The sequence below is a fragment of the Bradyrhizobium algeriense genome (assembly GCF_003062295.1).
Classification (GTDB): Bacteria; Pseudomonadota; Alphaproteobacteria; order Rhizobiales; family Xanthobacteraceae; genus Bradyrhizobium; species Bradyrhizobium algeriense.
Genome location: NZ_PYCN01000001.1, coordinates 598,302 through 611,358, shown reverse-complemented (window position 1 = coordinate 611,358; position 13,057 = coordinate 598,302). Strand labels below are relative to the sequence as shown.

The following is a 13,057-nucleotide window of genomic DNA, read 5'->3' as shown; positions in this document are numbered from 1 at the left end:
GGAACAGCCCATGAGCGACCCTATCCTCGAGGTTCAAGGTCTCGTCGGCGGCTACGGCAAGATGACGATCCTCAACGGCACCACCTTCTCGGTGCCCGCGGGCTCCATCACCACCGTGATCGGCCCGAACGGTGCCGGAAAATCCACCGTGTTCAAGGCGATCTTCGGCCTTTTGAAGCTGCGCGAAGGCAGGGTCGTATTCAAAGGGCGCGACATCACCGGGCTGAGCCAGCGCGAATTGCTCACCTCGGGAATTTGCTATGTGCCGCAGGGCCGCAACATCTTTCCGGAACTGTCGGTGCGGGACAACATCCAGCTCGGCGCCGTCGTCGCGGGCAAAGACATCACCGATCTGCCTGCCCGAATCGAAGCCGCGCTCGATAAGTTCCCGGCGCTGCGCAAGAGGGCAGCGCAGCAGGCGTCCACGCTGTCCGGCGGCGAGCAGAAGCAGCTCGAAGTCGCCCGCGGCCTGCTGCTCAATCCGCAGCTGGTGCTGATCGATGAGCCTTCGATCGGGCTGTCTCCGCTGATGGTGCAGCAGACCTTCAACATTCTGAAAGATTTGCGCGACCGCGGCGTGTCGATCCTGATGATCGAACAGAATGCCCGTTCGGCGCTGGAGATTTCCGATTACGGCATCGTGCTCGAACTCGGCCAGACCCGGCTTGTCGACACCGCGCAACGCGTGCTGAACGATCCCCGCATCGGGCAATTGTTCCTGGGCGGCGCCATGACGGAGACGGCCGCATGAACAAGCGCTCGATCGCCACCGTTTCGCTCAGCGGCGCACTTGATGAAAAGCTCCGCGCGATCGCCGCGGCCGGCTTCGATGCCGTCGAGATATTCGAGAACGATTTGCTGTCGTTCAGCGGCAGCCCGCGCGACGTCGGCCAGATGTGCCGGGATCTCGGGCTTTCGATCTGCGCGTTCCAGCCATTCCGCGACTTCGAGGGCATGCCGGAGTCGCAGCGCACCCGCAACTTTGCGCGCGCCGAGCGCAAGTTCGACCTGATGCAGGAACTGCAGACCGATTTGATGCTGATCTGCAGCAATATCTCGCCGGCCTCGCTCGGCGGTATCGACCGTGCGGCCGCCGATTTCCGCGAACTGGGCGAACGCGCCGCCACGCGAGGCCTGCGCGTTGGCTATGAGGCGCTCGCCTGGGGGCTTCACGTCAACGATTACCGCGACGCTTGGGAAATCGTGCGGCGGGCCGATTACAAATCGATCGGAATCATTCTCGACAGTTTTCACGCGCTGGCGCCGTCGTTTCCGACGCTGCCGATTCAATCGATCCCCGCCGACAGGATCTTCCTGGTGCAACTGGCCGACGCGCCAAAACTCGGCCTTGACGTGCTGTCCTGGAGCCGGCACTTCCGCTGCTTCCCGGGACAGGGCGATCTGCCGGTCGCGCAGTTCGTGGAAGCCGTGCTCGCCACCGGCTATGCCGGTCCGCTGTCGCTGGAAATATTCAACGACCAGTTTCGCGCAGGCTCCGCGGTCCGCACCGCGACCGATGGGCTCCGCTCGCTGATCTTGCTTGAAGACGACGTCCGCGGCGCGGTGTCGGGCGCGCCGGCCATGTCACTACAGCCGAAAGCGCGCAGCCGCGGTGTCGGCTTCATTGAGTTTGCTCTCAGCGAAGAAAAGGCCCGTGACCTAGCCGTGCTGTTCGGACAACTCGGTTTTCGCAAGACCGGCGCCCATCGCAGCAAGGACGTCGAACGCTGGTCCCAGGGCCATATCGAGTTGGTGATCAATTGCGAACCTGATGGCTTCGCTCATTCGCACTTTGTCGCGCATGGCCCCGGCGTCTGCGCCGTCGCCGTCGACGTCGATGACGCCGCCAGCACCATGGCGCGGGCGGAGGCGTTGCAGGCGCGGACTTTCTATCAGCCGGTCGGGCCGGGCGAACTCGAAATTCCCGCGATCCGCGGCGTCGGCGGCAGCCTGCTGTATTTCCTGGAGGAGGCCGGCAAGAACTGGGACCTCGATTTCGAGCCGTTGCGCAGCGATGCGGCCAGCGATCGGCTCGATGCCGTCGATCACATCTCGCAGTCGATGCCGTATGACGAGATGCTGTCGTGGCTGTTGTTCTACACCGGCATTCTCGATCTGGAGCGCCTGCCGCAGATGGAGATCGCCGATCCGGTCGGCCTCGTACAGAGCCAGGCGCTGATCAACGGTAACGAAAACCTGCGCATGGTCCTGAACGGCTCGTCTGCGACGCGCACGCTATCGGCCCGCTTCATCCATGAATTCTTCGGCTCCGGCGTCCAACACGTCGCGTTCTCCTGCCGCGATATCTTCGCGGCGGTTGCCGACATGCGCTCGCGCGGTGCGGACTTCCTGAAAATTCCCGATAATTACTACGACGACATCGAAGCCAAATACGGCCTCGACGCCGCGACGATGGCAGCGCTTCGCGACAACCAGATCCTCTACGACCGCGAAGGCGATGGCGAATTCTTCCAGGTCTATACCCACGCCTTCGACGAGCGGTTCTTCTTCGAGATCGTCGAGCGGCGTGACTATCACGGCTTCGGCGCTGCCAACGCCGCGATCAGGCTCGCGGCCCAGACCCGGGAATCGCGGCCGCTGACCATGCCCAAGGCATGACTATTCGAACTGGAAAACAAGACTGGGGAGCGAGACGATGTCAATCAAAGGGAAGGGTATTTGCGCGGCATTGCTGCTCGCGGCTTGCGCCTATTTGACGCCGGCGCTGGCCGATCCGCTGCCTTGCGATGACGGCATCAAGTCGGCCTTTCGTCCCGACGCCGACACAAAGGTCGTCGCGGTTCGGCTGGTGAAAAAGGGTGAGGAGCTGAAGGCGCCCGACGCGCAGCAGCCCATCACGGCGGCGGCCGATCTGTGCCTGGTCAAATTGCTGGTCGGCCCCGGCGCCACGGCGGAGAAGGACAGGACTGCGCGCTCCTATTCGGAAGGCATCGGCATCGAGGTCTGGCTGCCGACGCAGGCCAACTGGAACGAGCGCATCCGCAACTATGGCGGCGGCGGATGGGTTGGCGGCGGTCATCGCCATGCGGACAAGATCGGCAGCAAGGTCCCGGCCATCGTCAACGCCAACATCGGATATGCCTCGGGCACCACGGACGCAGGACAGCCCTGGTACCAGGATGGCTCGTTCACGTTTCTCTCGGACGGCAAGGTCAATACCGAGTCGCTTCGCGACTTCTCGGTGCGCGCCATGGTGGAGCAGGCCGTCAAGACCAAGGCGCTGGTCAGCCTCTATTACGGCAAGGCGCCGAAATTTACCTACTATGACGGCCATTCGCAGGGCGGCCGGCAGGGCATGAAGATCGCACAGGAATATCCGGAACTCTACGACGGCTACATGATCGCCCAGCCGGCGCTGAACATCGCGAAGTTCGGCACGGCGGGACTGTATCCGCAGATCGTGATGAAGACCGAGCTCGGCTTCACCGCGGCGAATAAGCCGGAGGCTGCAGCCTTTGCCACCAGGGTCGCTGCCGCCAGCAAGCGCGCGGTCGCCGTCTGCGACAAGGCGGGTCTCGGGTTCCTGCTCGATCCCTTCACCTGCGATTACAATCCGGCGCGCGATGCTGACATATTGTGTGCAGGCGTGGCCGGCGAAGGCGTGTCCGGCAAGAATAACGACTCGGCAACCTGCATGAATTTGAAGGAAGCGAATGCGCTGAACCGAATCTGGTTCGGCGCCACCAGCGATGGAAGCTTTGACGCCGCGCAGAGCCCCGACGCGCGATCCGGCAAGTCGCTCGGCAGGAACCAGCTCTGGTGGACCTTCACCAAGGGCACCGCCGTCGGCACTCAAATCACGAATGCCGCTTCCCTCGGCGTCGCGTTGGCGTTGCAGGACGTCAGCTATGCCCCCGACTCCAGCACCTCATCGAGCGATCCGATCGCAAATGGTTCGTCTGACGTGCGCAATAAATGGCGTGAACTCGATTACGCCGGGCTCGCCGACGCCGTGAACAAGGGCGTCGCATTGCAGCCGACGCTGTTCAGCGACCTCATCACGGACAAGGCCGATCTCGGGAAGCTGCGCGATCTCGGCCGCAAGGTCGTCGTTTACAGCGGCCTGGTCGACGATGCGATCCCGCCGGCCGGCAACATCAATTATCACGAGCGCGTGGCGGCGGCGATGGGCGGGCACGCCGAGGTGCAGAAGTTCATGCGGATGTACCTCCTGCCGGGTTCAGCGCACTCCTCGCAGGGCCGGGCCTACACAGTTGGCGGCAAGAACGACACCGTGCCGCTGCCGAAGCTGCCTGGTAACACCAACCAGACGCCGACGCGCGAACAGGACCAGTTCTTCACGGCACTGGTGGATTGGGTCGAGAAGGGCACGGCGCCCGGTGAAGTCATGCTGACGTCGCGCGACAACAGCGTCAGCTATCCCGTCTGCGTCTATCCGCTGCGGACGACGTGGAACGGCAATGGGGATGCAAAGCAGGCTTCGAGCTATAGCTGCCGGTAGCTGTCCTTGCGCCGCCGTGGATTATCCGAGGTCTCGCCCGGTTACGACGTCGTCGTGATCGGCGCCGGCGCCGCCGGCATGTCGGCCGCGCTTTTTTCCGCCATTCGCGGCGCTAAAACGCTGCTGGTCGAGAAGACCGGATTTGTCGGCGGTACCTCCGCGCTGTCGGCGGGATCGATCTGGATCCCCAATACGCGCCATGCGTCGGCGGTCGGTGCGACCGATAGCGCGGCGAACGTCGAAAAATATCTGCAGCAGATCGTCGGAAACCATGCCGACGTTGCGCTGCGCGCAGCCTTCCTGAAGGCTGGTCCCGCGGCAATCGAGGTTCTGGAAAATCATTCCGAAGTGAAATTGCGGGCCTATGTTCGTCATCCCGACTATCGCTCGGAGCTTGAGGGCGCGGTGCTGGCCGGGCGCGCGCTGGAGCCGTTGCCGTTCGACGGGCGGTTGCTTGGCGAGGCGTTCAAGCTGGTTCGTCCGCCACTGCCGGAGTTCACGCTGCTTGGCGGGATGATGGTCGACAGAACCGATATCGCTCATCTCTTGTCATCGACGAGGTCCGTCAGATCGTTGTGGCACTCCGCCAAGCTCTTTGCGCGCTACGCGCGCGACAAAGCGAGCCATGGCAGGGGCACGCGGCTCGTGATGGGTAATGCGCTGATCGGCCGGCTTCTGCATTCATTGATACGTCAGGATGTGGATATCCTGACGGGTGCGTCGCTCGCGAAGATCATCCGGGAGCCCGACGGTCCCGTTACCGCCGCGAGTTTGATCTCGGATGGAGTGTCGCGCGAGATCGGCGTCAACGCCGCGCTGATTCTGGCGGGAGGTGGGTTCAACCGCCATGCCAGGCGGCGCCCCGCCGCGCTTGGAACGGAAGCCGGCTGGTCGTCCGTTGCGCCGGGCTCGAGCGGCGACGCGCAGGACAAGGCCCTCGAGATCGGTGCGCGGCTCAGCGGGCGCGATGTCAGCGCCGCATTCTGGGCGCCCGCATCGATCCGGCGGCGGCGCGACGGATCACAAGCGGTCTTTCCGCACTTCGTGCTCGACCGTGCCAAACCGGGGACGCTGGTTGTCGACAGCAACGGGCGCCGGTTCGTCAACGAAGCGATCTCCTATCACCAGTTTGCGCTGGAGATGTTGGCAAAGGGACAATCGGCCATTCCGGCGTTTCTGATCGCAGATGCGGTTTCAGTCCGGAAGTATGGTCTTGGCATGGTGCGGCCCGGTGGCTGGGGCGCGAGAGCCGCTGTCGCCGACGGCTATCTCGTCGCTGCCGACACCATCGAGCAGCTTGCGCTGCGATTGAACATCGATCCCGGTCAATTGCGTGAGACGGTCGACAGGATGAACCTGTATGCGCAAACTGGTCGTGATCCTGAATTTGGCAGGGGAAGCACGGTGTATCAAAATCACAACGGCGATGCGTCTGCCGGCGGGGCCAATCCCAATCTTGGCCCCATCGCGACGGCCCCCTTCTACGCGGTCCGGCTTTATCCTTCCGATATCGGCACCTCCTCCGGACTTGTCACGGACGAGGTTGCCCGCGTTCTCGATGCCGGCAATCAGCCCATTGCCGGCCTCTACGCTTGCGGAAATGACATGCAGTCGGTCATGGGCGGAACTTACCCCGGACCGGGCATCACGCTCGGACCGGCGATCGCGTTTGCCTATATCGCCGTGTCCGGTGCGCTCGATGTTCGCATCATGAGTGTCGAATGATGCCGTCGTTCTCCCTTGCTGCGCTGACCGCGCTCGAACTTGCACCGCCGGAATTGATCGATGTCGCCGCCGCCTGCGGTTACGGCCATGTTGGACTCCGGCTTCTGCCCGCGATGCCCGGAGGCGTCGCCTATCCGTTAATGGAGGATCACGCGGCATTGCGCGAAACCATCGAGCGGCTGGATGCGACCGGCGTGACCGTCGCGGACCTGGAAGTGGTCGCCATCCGGCCGGAAACGGAAATCGCGGCGTTCTCGGCGTTCTTCGAGGCCGGTGCGCGCCTTCGCGCCAAGCATGTTCTGGTCGCGGCATACGATCCCGACCTAGACCGGTTTGCGGATCGCTTTGCCGGTTTTTGCGAGGCTGCGGCGCCCTATGGATTAACCGCCGATCTCGAGTTCATGCCGTGGACCAGCGTGCCGGATCTCAAGACTGCAATGCGAATTGTCGAACAGGTTGCGCAAGCAAATGGCGGGGTTCTGGTGGATGCCCTGCATTTCGACCGGTCGCAAAGCTCGGTCGGCGACATCGCAGCCATCCCCGCCGGCAAGCTTCACTATTGGCAATTATGCGACGCGCCGGCCGAACGGCCGGCGACATCAGAGGAAATGATGCACGCCGCTCGAAATGCGCGGATGTTTCCCGGAGAGGGTGGTCTCGATCTGGTTTCGCTGACGCGAGCCATGCCGCCGGATATCGCCATCAGCATCGAGGTCCCGACCGCGACGCTCGCGCGGACGGTGGGTGCGGAGGCGCGGGCCCGGCGCGCGCTAGAAGCGGCGAGGCGCATCGTCGCGGCGGCGAGGTAACTACCTCGGATTCGGTTGACAGTCCGATGAGCAACTTGACGCTTATGATGGACGACGTGGAATTGCGGGGATGCGAAGCAAACTTCGAGCTATAGCTGTGCGTAAGCTGACGAGTTAGGATCGTGTCGTCCGTAGGGGCGGAACCACCGGATTACCCATGATCGAATCCAAGGAAGCCGCCAATAGAGCGCGAGAAGTGTTGGGCCTGCTCGGCTTTCTGCTGGTGGCAACGGCGCAGGTCTCCAACATGATCCTGGCGCGCGGCGTGGCCGGAAGCGTGCCGCCATTCTCGATCGCGTTCTTTCGCTGGAGCATCGTTGCGCTTGGGCTGTTGCCGGCCGTGGTGATGGCATTGCGGGAAAAGCCCGGCGTGCTGCATCGGCAGACGCTCGGCATCGTCGCGGCAGGTTTTCTCGGCATGTTCGTCTGCGGCGGCCCGGTCTATCTCGCTGGCGTCACGACCACGGCGATCAACCTGGCTCTGATCATGGCGCTCGCGCCGCTAGCGGTGCTACTGTTCTCTTTCATATCGGGCCAGGAAGCGATCCATCGAAGCCAGGTCATCGGCATGCTGCTCTCGCTGGCGGGCGCGGCGCTGATCATTACCAAGGGACAAGCCGCCGTTGGAGCCGGCGTGGTGACCGGCGATCTGCTCGCACTGATGGCGATGCTGGGTTGGGCGGGATACACCCTGCTGCAAAACCGTGTGGGCAGCGGTGTGGGCTTTCTGGCGCGGATCGGCCTGTTCGCGGCAGCAGGTGCGCTGTTCTCGCTGCCTTTCGCGATCCATGAAATGTGGTCCGCGCCTGCCGCCGCCTTCAGCGGGCGTGCAGCGCTGGTCTATCTCTTCGCAGGGTTGGTGCCCGGGCTTTTTGCCTATTCGGCCTATGCCTATCTCGGCTCGAAATTCGGTGCGGTGTCGACTTCGCTAAGCCTCTATCTCGGACCGATCGTCAGTGCGGTGCTGTCGATCCTCTTTCTCGGCGAGGCGCCGACCGTGATTCATCTGATCGGTGGCGCGCTGTCGCTCGGCGGCATGTGGTTGAGCCTGCAAGCCAAGCAGGGCAGGCCACCGGCCTAACCCGACTTCGGCTGCCTCATCCGGAAATCTATCAAGGCATCTTCGCGCTCAATGCGCGCATCGCCGATTGCACCTGGAAGCACCGCTCCTCCGAGCGGCCCGGCGCGAGCGGGGACCGCCGTCGCATCGACTTGACAATAAGATACCAGTTATATAACTTATCTGTTATATAACTGGTATGAGATGTACGATGTCGAAACTCGATGCCGCCTTTTCCGCGCTGGCCGACCCGACACGCCGGGCGATTCTGGCACGCCTCGCGTTGGGTGAGGCCACCGTCATGGAACTGGTCGAGCCGTTCGAGATGACGCAGCCCGCCATCTCCCGCCATCTCAAGGTTCTCGAGGGTGCAGGGCTGATTATCCGCCGCGTCGAAGGCACGAAGCGGCCGTGCCGGCTGGCGCCGGCAGCGGTCAACGAGATCGACCAATGGCTTGCGATGCTCCGGCACGCCCTGTCCGCGAATTACAACCGGCTCGACGACGTTCTGGCCGGCATGAAAACCGAAGAGTGAAAGGCAAACCCTATGAGCAAGATGACGCTGAAGACCGAAGGCGACCGCCATGTCGTTGTTACCAGGCATTTCGCCGCCGCGCCGGAAGCGGTGTATCGCGCGCATACCGAGCCAGCGCTGATCCAGAAGTGGCTGCTGGGCCCAGACGGCTGGACAATGCCGGTTTGCATCAACGAGGCGCGACCGGGCGGCAAGATCCGCTACGAGTGGACGAACGGCGAAGGCGGCGGATTTTATCTGACCGGTGAGTATCTCGAACTGGTGCCATTCAGCCGGCTCGTTCATGTCGAGCGGATGCACATGCCGGATGCCACGCCGGACAATCACGTCGAAACGACCTTCGCGCCGGACGGGACCGGCACATTGATGACCATGCGGATGACCTTGCCCGATGCCGCGACGCGGGCCGCCATGCTGTCGACCGGCATGGAGCATGGAATGGAAGCGAGCTACGCGCGGCTTGAGACAACTCTCAAATCATAAGCCGTGTCCCATCAGCGACGCATGCACCGCGCTCTACGTCAGCCGAGTGGAACGCGCGAGGACGCTCGTTCGCTACCACCTCAAATCTGGAGACCAGCTGTGATCGAACCGCTTCGCGTCCTTCAAACCAGGCCGCTGCTCACGGCCTTGATTCCGATCAAGGTTCCGCGCGAAGACATTCGCAAGGTCATGGGACCCGGCCTTGCTGAACTAAAGGCCGCCGTCGCCGCGCAGAACGTTGCGATCCTCGGTCCTTGGTTCACCCACCATCTTCGCAACCCCGGTGAGATCTTCGATTTCGAGATATGCCTGCCGGTCGCCACGCCCGTCGCGCCGGTAAATCGCGTGAAACCAGGGCAGTGGTCCGCCATGAAGATTGTCCAGACTACCTATCATGGCGGCTACGAAGGCCTCGGCAGCGCCTGGGGCGAATTCATGGGGACGATCAAGGCGGCCGGACACAGAACCGCGGATGGCCTTTATGAATCCTATGAGGTCGGCCCGGAGGCGAGCACGGATCCGAGCGCCTGGCGGACGGTTCTTAGCCGGGAATTGGTCGAAACCTAAAATACCGGCTCGGCACGCAATGCGGAGAAAAAGCGTACATCAACCAAGCCTTACTCCATCACCGCATGATCCGGCGCGGTTGACTGCTCGCGCAGCGTGGCCTTGGTCGAGCCAATCATGATCGCGAGCGGGATCGCGCAGGCGGTGAAGATCATCACCATCTGGTAGTCGTACGAGAACGCGATGATCTGCGCCTGCACCTTGACCAGCATATCCGCCATGGCGCGGCCCTGGTCGGTCGCGAGATCGATCATGCCGCGCACCGCGGGCATCTGCAGGGCATGATTGAACGGGTTGATGTGCTCCGACAGGACTGCGTAGGTGTAGCGCGTGCCCTGCGTCAGTTGTGCGATCACGAGCGAAATGCCGATCGAGCTTGCGACGTTGCGCATCAAGGTCAGCATCGAGGTGCCGTCGGTGCGCAGATGATTGGGCAGCGTCAGGAACGCCACGGTGGAAAGCGGCACGAACACCAGGCCGAAGCCAAAGCCCTGGACCACGCTGATGATGACGATCTCGGTCACGCCGGTCTGGTCGGTCCAGCCGGTCATGTAGAACAGCGAGGCCGCGGTCAGGCTGAGGCCTGCGACGATCAGCGTCCGCGCCTCGATATGGCGCATCAGGCGGCCGACCAGCATCATCGCCACGAAGGTGCCGCAGCCGCGGCTCGCCAACAGCAGGCCTGCCGTAATGATCGGATAGCCGATCACGTTCTGCAGGAAGGGTGACGACAGTGCCATGGTCGAGAACAGCACCAGCCCCATCACGGCCATGAACACGCAGCCGCCGACGAAATTCTTGTCCTTGAACAGCGCGAACTGGATAAACGGATGCTGCGTGGTCAGGGAATGCGCAAGGAAGTAGTAGAAGCCGATCGCCGATATGATGAACTCGGCGATGATCTCGTTGGATTCCAGCCAGCCGAGCTGCTCGCCGCGGTCGAGCGCGAGCTGCAGCGCGCCGATCGCGATCGCAAGCGCGGTGAATCCGAACCAGTCGAAGCGCAGCGCGACGTCCTTCCTGGTCTCGTCCATGAAGATCACGAGGCCGAGCACGGTGATGATGCCGAACGGCAGGTTGACGAAGAACACCCAGTGCCAGGAATAGGTCTCGGTCAGCCAGGCGCCGAGCGACGGGCCCATGATCGGCCCCATCATCACGCCCATGCCCCAGATCGCCATCGCTTTCGCGCGCTCATGCAACGCATAGGAGTCGAGCATGACGGCCTGCGACAGCGGCACCAGCGCCGCCCCGAACACGCCCTGCAGCAGACGGAACAGCACCATCTGGCCGATGTCCTGCGCCAGCCCGCACATCACGGAGGCAATGGTGAAGCCGGCCGAGCAGATGATGAAGATGCGCTTGCGGCCGAAGCGGTTGGCGATCCACCCCACCGGCGCGGTCATGATCGCGGCGGCGACGATGTAGGAGGTCAGCACCCAGTTGATCTGGTCTTGTGAGGCCGACAGTGTGCCCTGCATGTAGGGCAGCGCGACGTTGGCGATGGTCGTATCCAGCGCCTGCATGATCGTTGCCGTCATGGCGCAGATCGTCACCATGTTCCGGCGCAGGCCGGGAACGGCAGCCGATGGTGCGCCCGTTGTCATGACGTTATTCGTGGTCCTGGTTCGCCACCGCCGGCGACAGGCCGAGCAGGGCGGACAGCGAGCGGCGATGATTGGTGTCGATGGTAGCGTAGACGCTCATGCCGGCCTTCAGCTTGCGGACGAACTTGTCGTTCTTGTCGAAATAGATCCGCACCGGCACGCGCTGCACTACCTTGACGAAATTGCCGGACGCGTTCTGCGGCGGCAGGATCGCGAACTGCGCGCCGGTGCCGGGCGAGAGCGAGCCGACCGTGCCCTTGAACGGGTGGTTCGGGAACGCATCGACATCGAGCGTGACGGACTGGCCGACCGCGACATAGGTGAAATCGGATTCCTTCGGATTGGCGTCGACCCAGGGGTTCGAGGTGTCGATGATGCTGAACACCGGCGCGCCCGCCATCACGAAGCGGCCGAGCTGGATCTGTTCGACCTGCGTGGCGATGCCCGCCATCGGCGCGCGCATCACCGTGTGGTCGAGATTGCGCTGGGCCTGATCGAGCGCCGCCTTGGCCTGGGCATAGGGCGGGAATTCGTCGAGCGGCAGTTCGGGATTGCCGAGCAGTTGCGCCTTGGCGGTGGCGATCTTCTGTTGCAGCAACTGGAACTGGGCGCTGGCGGTGACGAGGGCGGTAGAAGCATTGTCGAGGTCGAGCTGCGAGCCGAAATTGTTCTTCACCAGCGAAGACTTGCGGTCGACGTCACGCCGCTTCAGGTCCATGCCCTGTTGCGACAGCTCGCTCATCTGACCGTAGATCCTGAGGTCGGCGATCAAATTGTCATAGGTGACCTTAGTCTGCGCGAGATTGGCTTTGGCCTGTGCCACGGCGAGGCGGAACGGGACGGGATCGATCTCGAACAGCACATCGCCTGGACCAACCTGCTGGCCCTCTTTCACCACGACCTTCTCGATCTTGCCGGAGATATCGGGCGTGATCAGCACCTTCTGCGCGCCGACATAGGCGTCGTCGGTGGTCACGTAGCGGCCGCCATTGAGATAGAACGTCACGCCGGCCACCAGTGCCACCAGTGGCAACACCACGAGCAGCAGGAAGCGGCGGTAGCGGCGCATGCCGGCCATCAGCCGGCGACGCGGCTCGGCCGCGAGTTTCGGCCGCGGCGTCGCGGGATTGCCCTTCTGCTCGGGCGGGAATTTGAGCACGGGATCAGCCATAACGCTGCTCCTTTCGCGGAGGTTCGTTCGCCGGATGCTGGATCGCGTTGCGAACGTTCTCCTTGATCAGATCGAGTTGGTCCAGAAGGCGGTGGGCATCGGTGGGGTTGATGCCGTCGAGCGCGGTGGCCGTCAGTTCGGAGCGAAGCCCGGCGAGCTTGCCGAGCAAGGGACGCGCGGCCTTGCGCAGGTAGAGGCGATTGACGCGGCGGTCGCTCTCGTCGCCGCGGCGCTCGATCCAGCCATTGTCGCAGAGCTTGTCGATCAGCCGCGTCAGCGTGATCGGCTGCATCTCCATCAATTCGGCGAGTTCCGACTGCTTCAAACCCTCGCTGCGTTCGACCTTGGCCAGAACCGCCCATTGCGCGCGGGTGATGCCGTAGCGCGCCGCCTGCCGGTCGGCGTAGGCGCGCACCATCCGTTGCACTTCGCCGAGCGTAAACAGGAAGTTCATATCCACGGAACCGCGCATGGTTTCAGCCTCCATAAGCTTGTGATATGATAAGCTTGCTCATGAATTCTGCATGGCGAGTTAACAATGGCCTGATCCGCTTCCAGCACATGGCTGGGAACCGGCGGGTGACCGGGCTTTGGGATTGGCATTCAAACTGCTACAA

Annotated in this window: 12 protein-coding genes; 9 read left to right on the top strand and 3 right to left on the bottom strand. The window is 63.1% G+C overall.

Features of this window, described 5'->3' with window-relative positions; all coding sequences use genetic code 11:
* Positions 1–10 precede the first annotated feature (10 nt).
* From C7G61_RS02910 to C7G61_RS02870, 9 genes are all read left to right on the top strand, one after another.
* Positions 11–751, top strand: a complete 741-nt coding sequence (locus C7G61_RS02910; RefSeq protein ID WP_108512525.1) for an ABC transporter ATP-binding protein — start codon at positions 11–13, stop codon at positions 749–751.
* A complete protein-coding gene (locus C7G61_RS02905; RefSeq protein ID WP_108512524.1) occupies positions 748–2,619 on the top strand; it encodes a bifunctional sugar phosphate isomerase/epimerase/4-hydroxyphenylpyruvate dioxygenase family protein in 1,872 nt (623 codons plus the stop codon). The genes C7G61_RS02910 and C7G61_RS02905 overlap by 4 nt, the downstream gene beginning before the upstream one ends.
* 37 nt (positions 2,620–2,656) lie before the next feature.
* On the top strand, positions 2,657–4,483 hold the full coding sequence (locus C7G61_RS02900) for a tannase/feruloyl esterase family alpha/beta hydrolase (protein WP_108512523.1): 1,827 nt from the start codon (positions 2,657–2,659) through the stop codon (positions 4,481–4,483).
* A 6-nt stretch (positions 4,484–4,489) separates the two neighbouring features.
* Complete coding sequence (locus C7G61_RS02895) at positions 4,490–6,208, top strand: FAD-dependent oxidoreductase (RefSeq protein ID WP_244608107.1); 1,719 nt, start codon at positions 4,490–4,492, stop codon at positions 6,206–6,208.
* On the top strand, positions 6,205–7,017 hold the full coding sequence (locus C7G61_RS02890; RefSeq protein ID WP_244608106.1) for a sugar phosphate isomerase/epimerase family protein: 813 nt from the start codon (positions 6,205–6,207) through the stop codon (positions 7,015–7,017). Before C7G61_RS02895 ends, C7G61_RS02890 begins: the two co-directional genes overlap by 4 nt.
* A gap of 157 nt (positions 7,018–7,174) precedes the next feature.
* On the top strand, positions 7,175–8,098 hold the full coding sequence (locus C7G61_RS02885; protein WP_108512521.1) for a DMT family transporter: 924 nt from the start codon (positions 7,175–7,177) through the stop codon (positions 8,096–8,098).
* Positions 8,099–8,288: 190 nt separating this feature from the next.
* Positions 8,289–8,612 carry an ArsR/SmtB family transcription factor gene (locus tag C7G61_RS02880; RefSeq protein ID WP_108512520.1) on the top strand — a complete coding sequence of 108 codons (324 nt, stop codon included), beginning with the start codon at positions 8,289–8,291 and terminating at the stop codon, positions 8,610–8,612.
* 12 nt (positions 8,613–8,624) lie between these two features.
* Complete coding sequence (locus C7G61_RS02875; protein ID WP_108512519.1) at positions 8,625–9,095, top strand: SRPBCC domain-containing protein; 471 nt, start codon at positions 8,625–8,627, stop codon at positions 9,093–9,095.
* A gap of 99 nt (positions 9,096–9,194) precedes the next feature.
* Complete coding sequence (locus tag C7G61_RS02870; RefSeq protein WP_108512518.1) at positions 9,195–9,662, top strand: GyrI-like domain-containing protein; 468 nt, start codon at positions 9,195–9,197, stop codon at positions 9,660–9,662.
* 50 nt (positions 9,663–9,712) lie between these two features.
* Here C7G61_RS02870 and C7G61_RS02865 read toward each other — a convergent pair whose 3' ends face one another.
* The 3 genes from C7G61_RS02865 to C7G61_RS02855 are packed head-to-tail and all read right to left on the bottom strand — an operon-like array spanning position 9,713 to position 12,912.
* Positions 9,713–11,269, bottom strand: coding sequence for an MDR family MFS transporter (locus C7G61_RS02865; protein ID WP_108512517.1), 1,557 nt, complete (start codon positions 11,267–11,269; stop codon positions 9,713–9,715).
* 4 nt (positions 11,270–11,273) lie between these two features.
* Entirely contained in the window at positions 11,274–12,440 is a 1,167-nt protein-coding gene (locus tag C7G61_RS02860; RefSeq protein ID WP_108512516.1) for an HlyD family secretion protein, read from the bottom strand.
* On the bottom strand, positions 12,433–12,912 hold the full coding sequence (locus C7G61_RS02855) for a MarR family winged helix-turn-helix transcriptional regulator (protein WP_108512829.1): 480 nt from the start codon (positions 12,910–12,912) through the stop codon (positions 12,433–12,435). The genes C7G61_RS02860 and C7G61_RS02855 overlap by 8 nt, the downstream gene beginning before the upstream one ends.
* Positions 12,913–13,057 lie beyond the last annotated feature (145 nt).

Excerpts from the sequence above, each read along its gene's own strand:
- C7G61_RS02865 (WP_108512517.1), bottom strand. The coding sequence starts at position 11,269 with ATGACAACGGGCGCACCATCGGCTGCCGTTCCCGGCCTGCGCCGGAAC.
- C7G61_RS02860 (WP_108512516.1), bottom strand. The coding sequence starts at position 12,440 with ATGGCTGATCCCGTGCTCAAATTCCCGCCCGAGCAGAAGGGCAATCCC.
- C7G61_RS02880 (WP_108512520.1), top strand. The coding sequence starts at position 8,289 with ATGTCGAAACTCGATGCCGCCTTTTCCGCGCTGGCCGACCCGACACGC.
- C7G61_RS02900 (WP_108512523.1), top strand. The coding sequence starts at position 2,657 with ATGTCAATCAAAGGGAAGGGTATTTGCGCGGCATTGCTGCTCGCGGCT.
- C7G61_RS02905 (WP_108512524.1), top strand. The coding sequence starts at position 748 with ATGAACAAGCGCTCGATCGCCACCGTTTCGCTCAGCGGCGCACTTGAT.
- C7G61_RS02910 (WP_108512525.1), top strand. The coding sequence starts at position 11 with ATGAGCGACCCTATCCTCGAGGTTCAAGGTCTCGTCGGCGGCTACGGC.
- C7G61_RS02885 (WP_108512521.1), top strand. The coding sequence starts at position 7,175 with ATGATCGAATCCAAGGAAGCCGCCAATAGAGCGCGAGAAGTGTTGGGC.
- C7G61_RS02875 (WP_108512519.1), top strand. The coding sequence starts at position 8,625 with ATGAGCAAGATGACGCTGAAGACCGAAGGCGACCGCCATGTCGTTGTT.
- C7G61_RS02855 (WP_108512829.1), bottom strand. The coding sequence starts at position 12,912 with ATGCGCGGTTCCGTGGATATGAACTTCCTGTTTACGCTCGGCGAAGTG.
- C7G61_RS02890 (WP_244608106.1), top strand. The coding sequence starts at position 6,205 with ATGATGCCGTCGTTCTCCCTTGCTGCGCTGACCGCGCTCGAACTTGCA.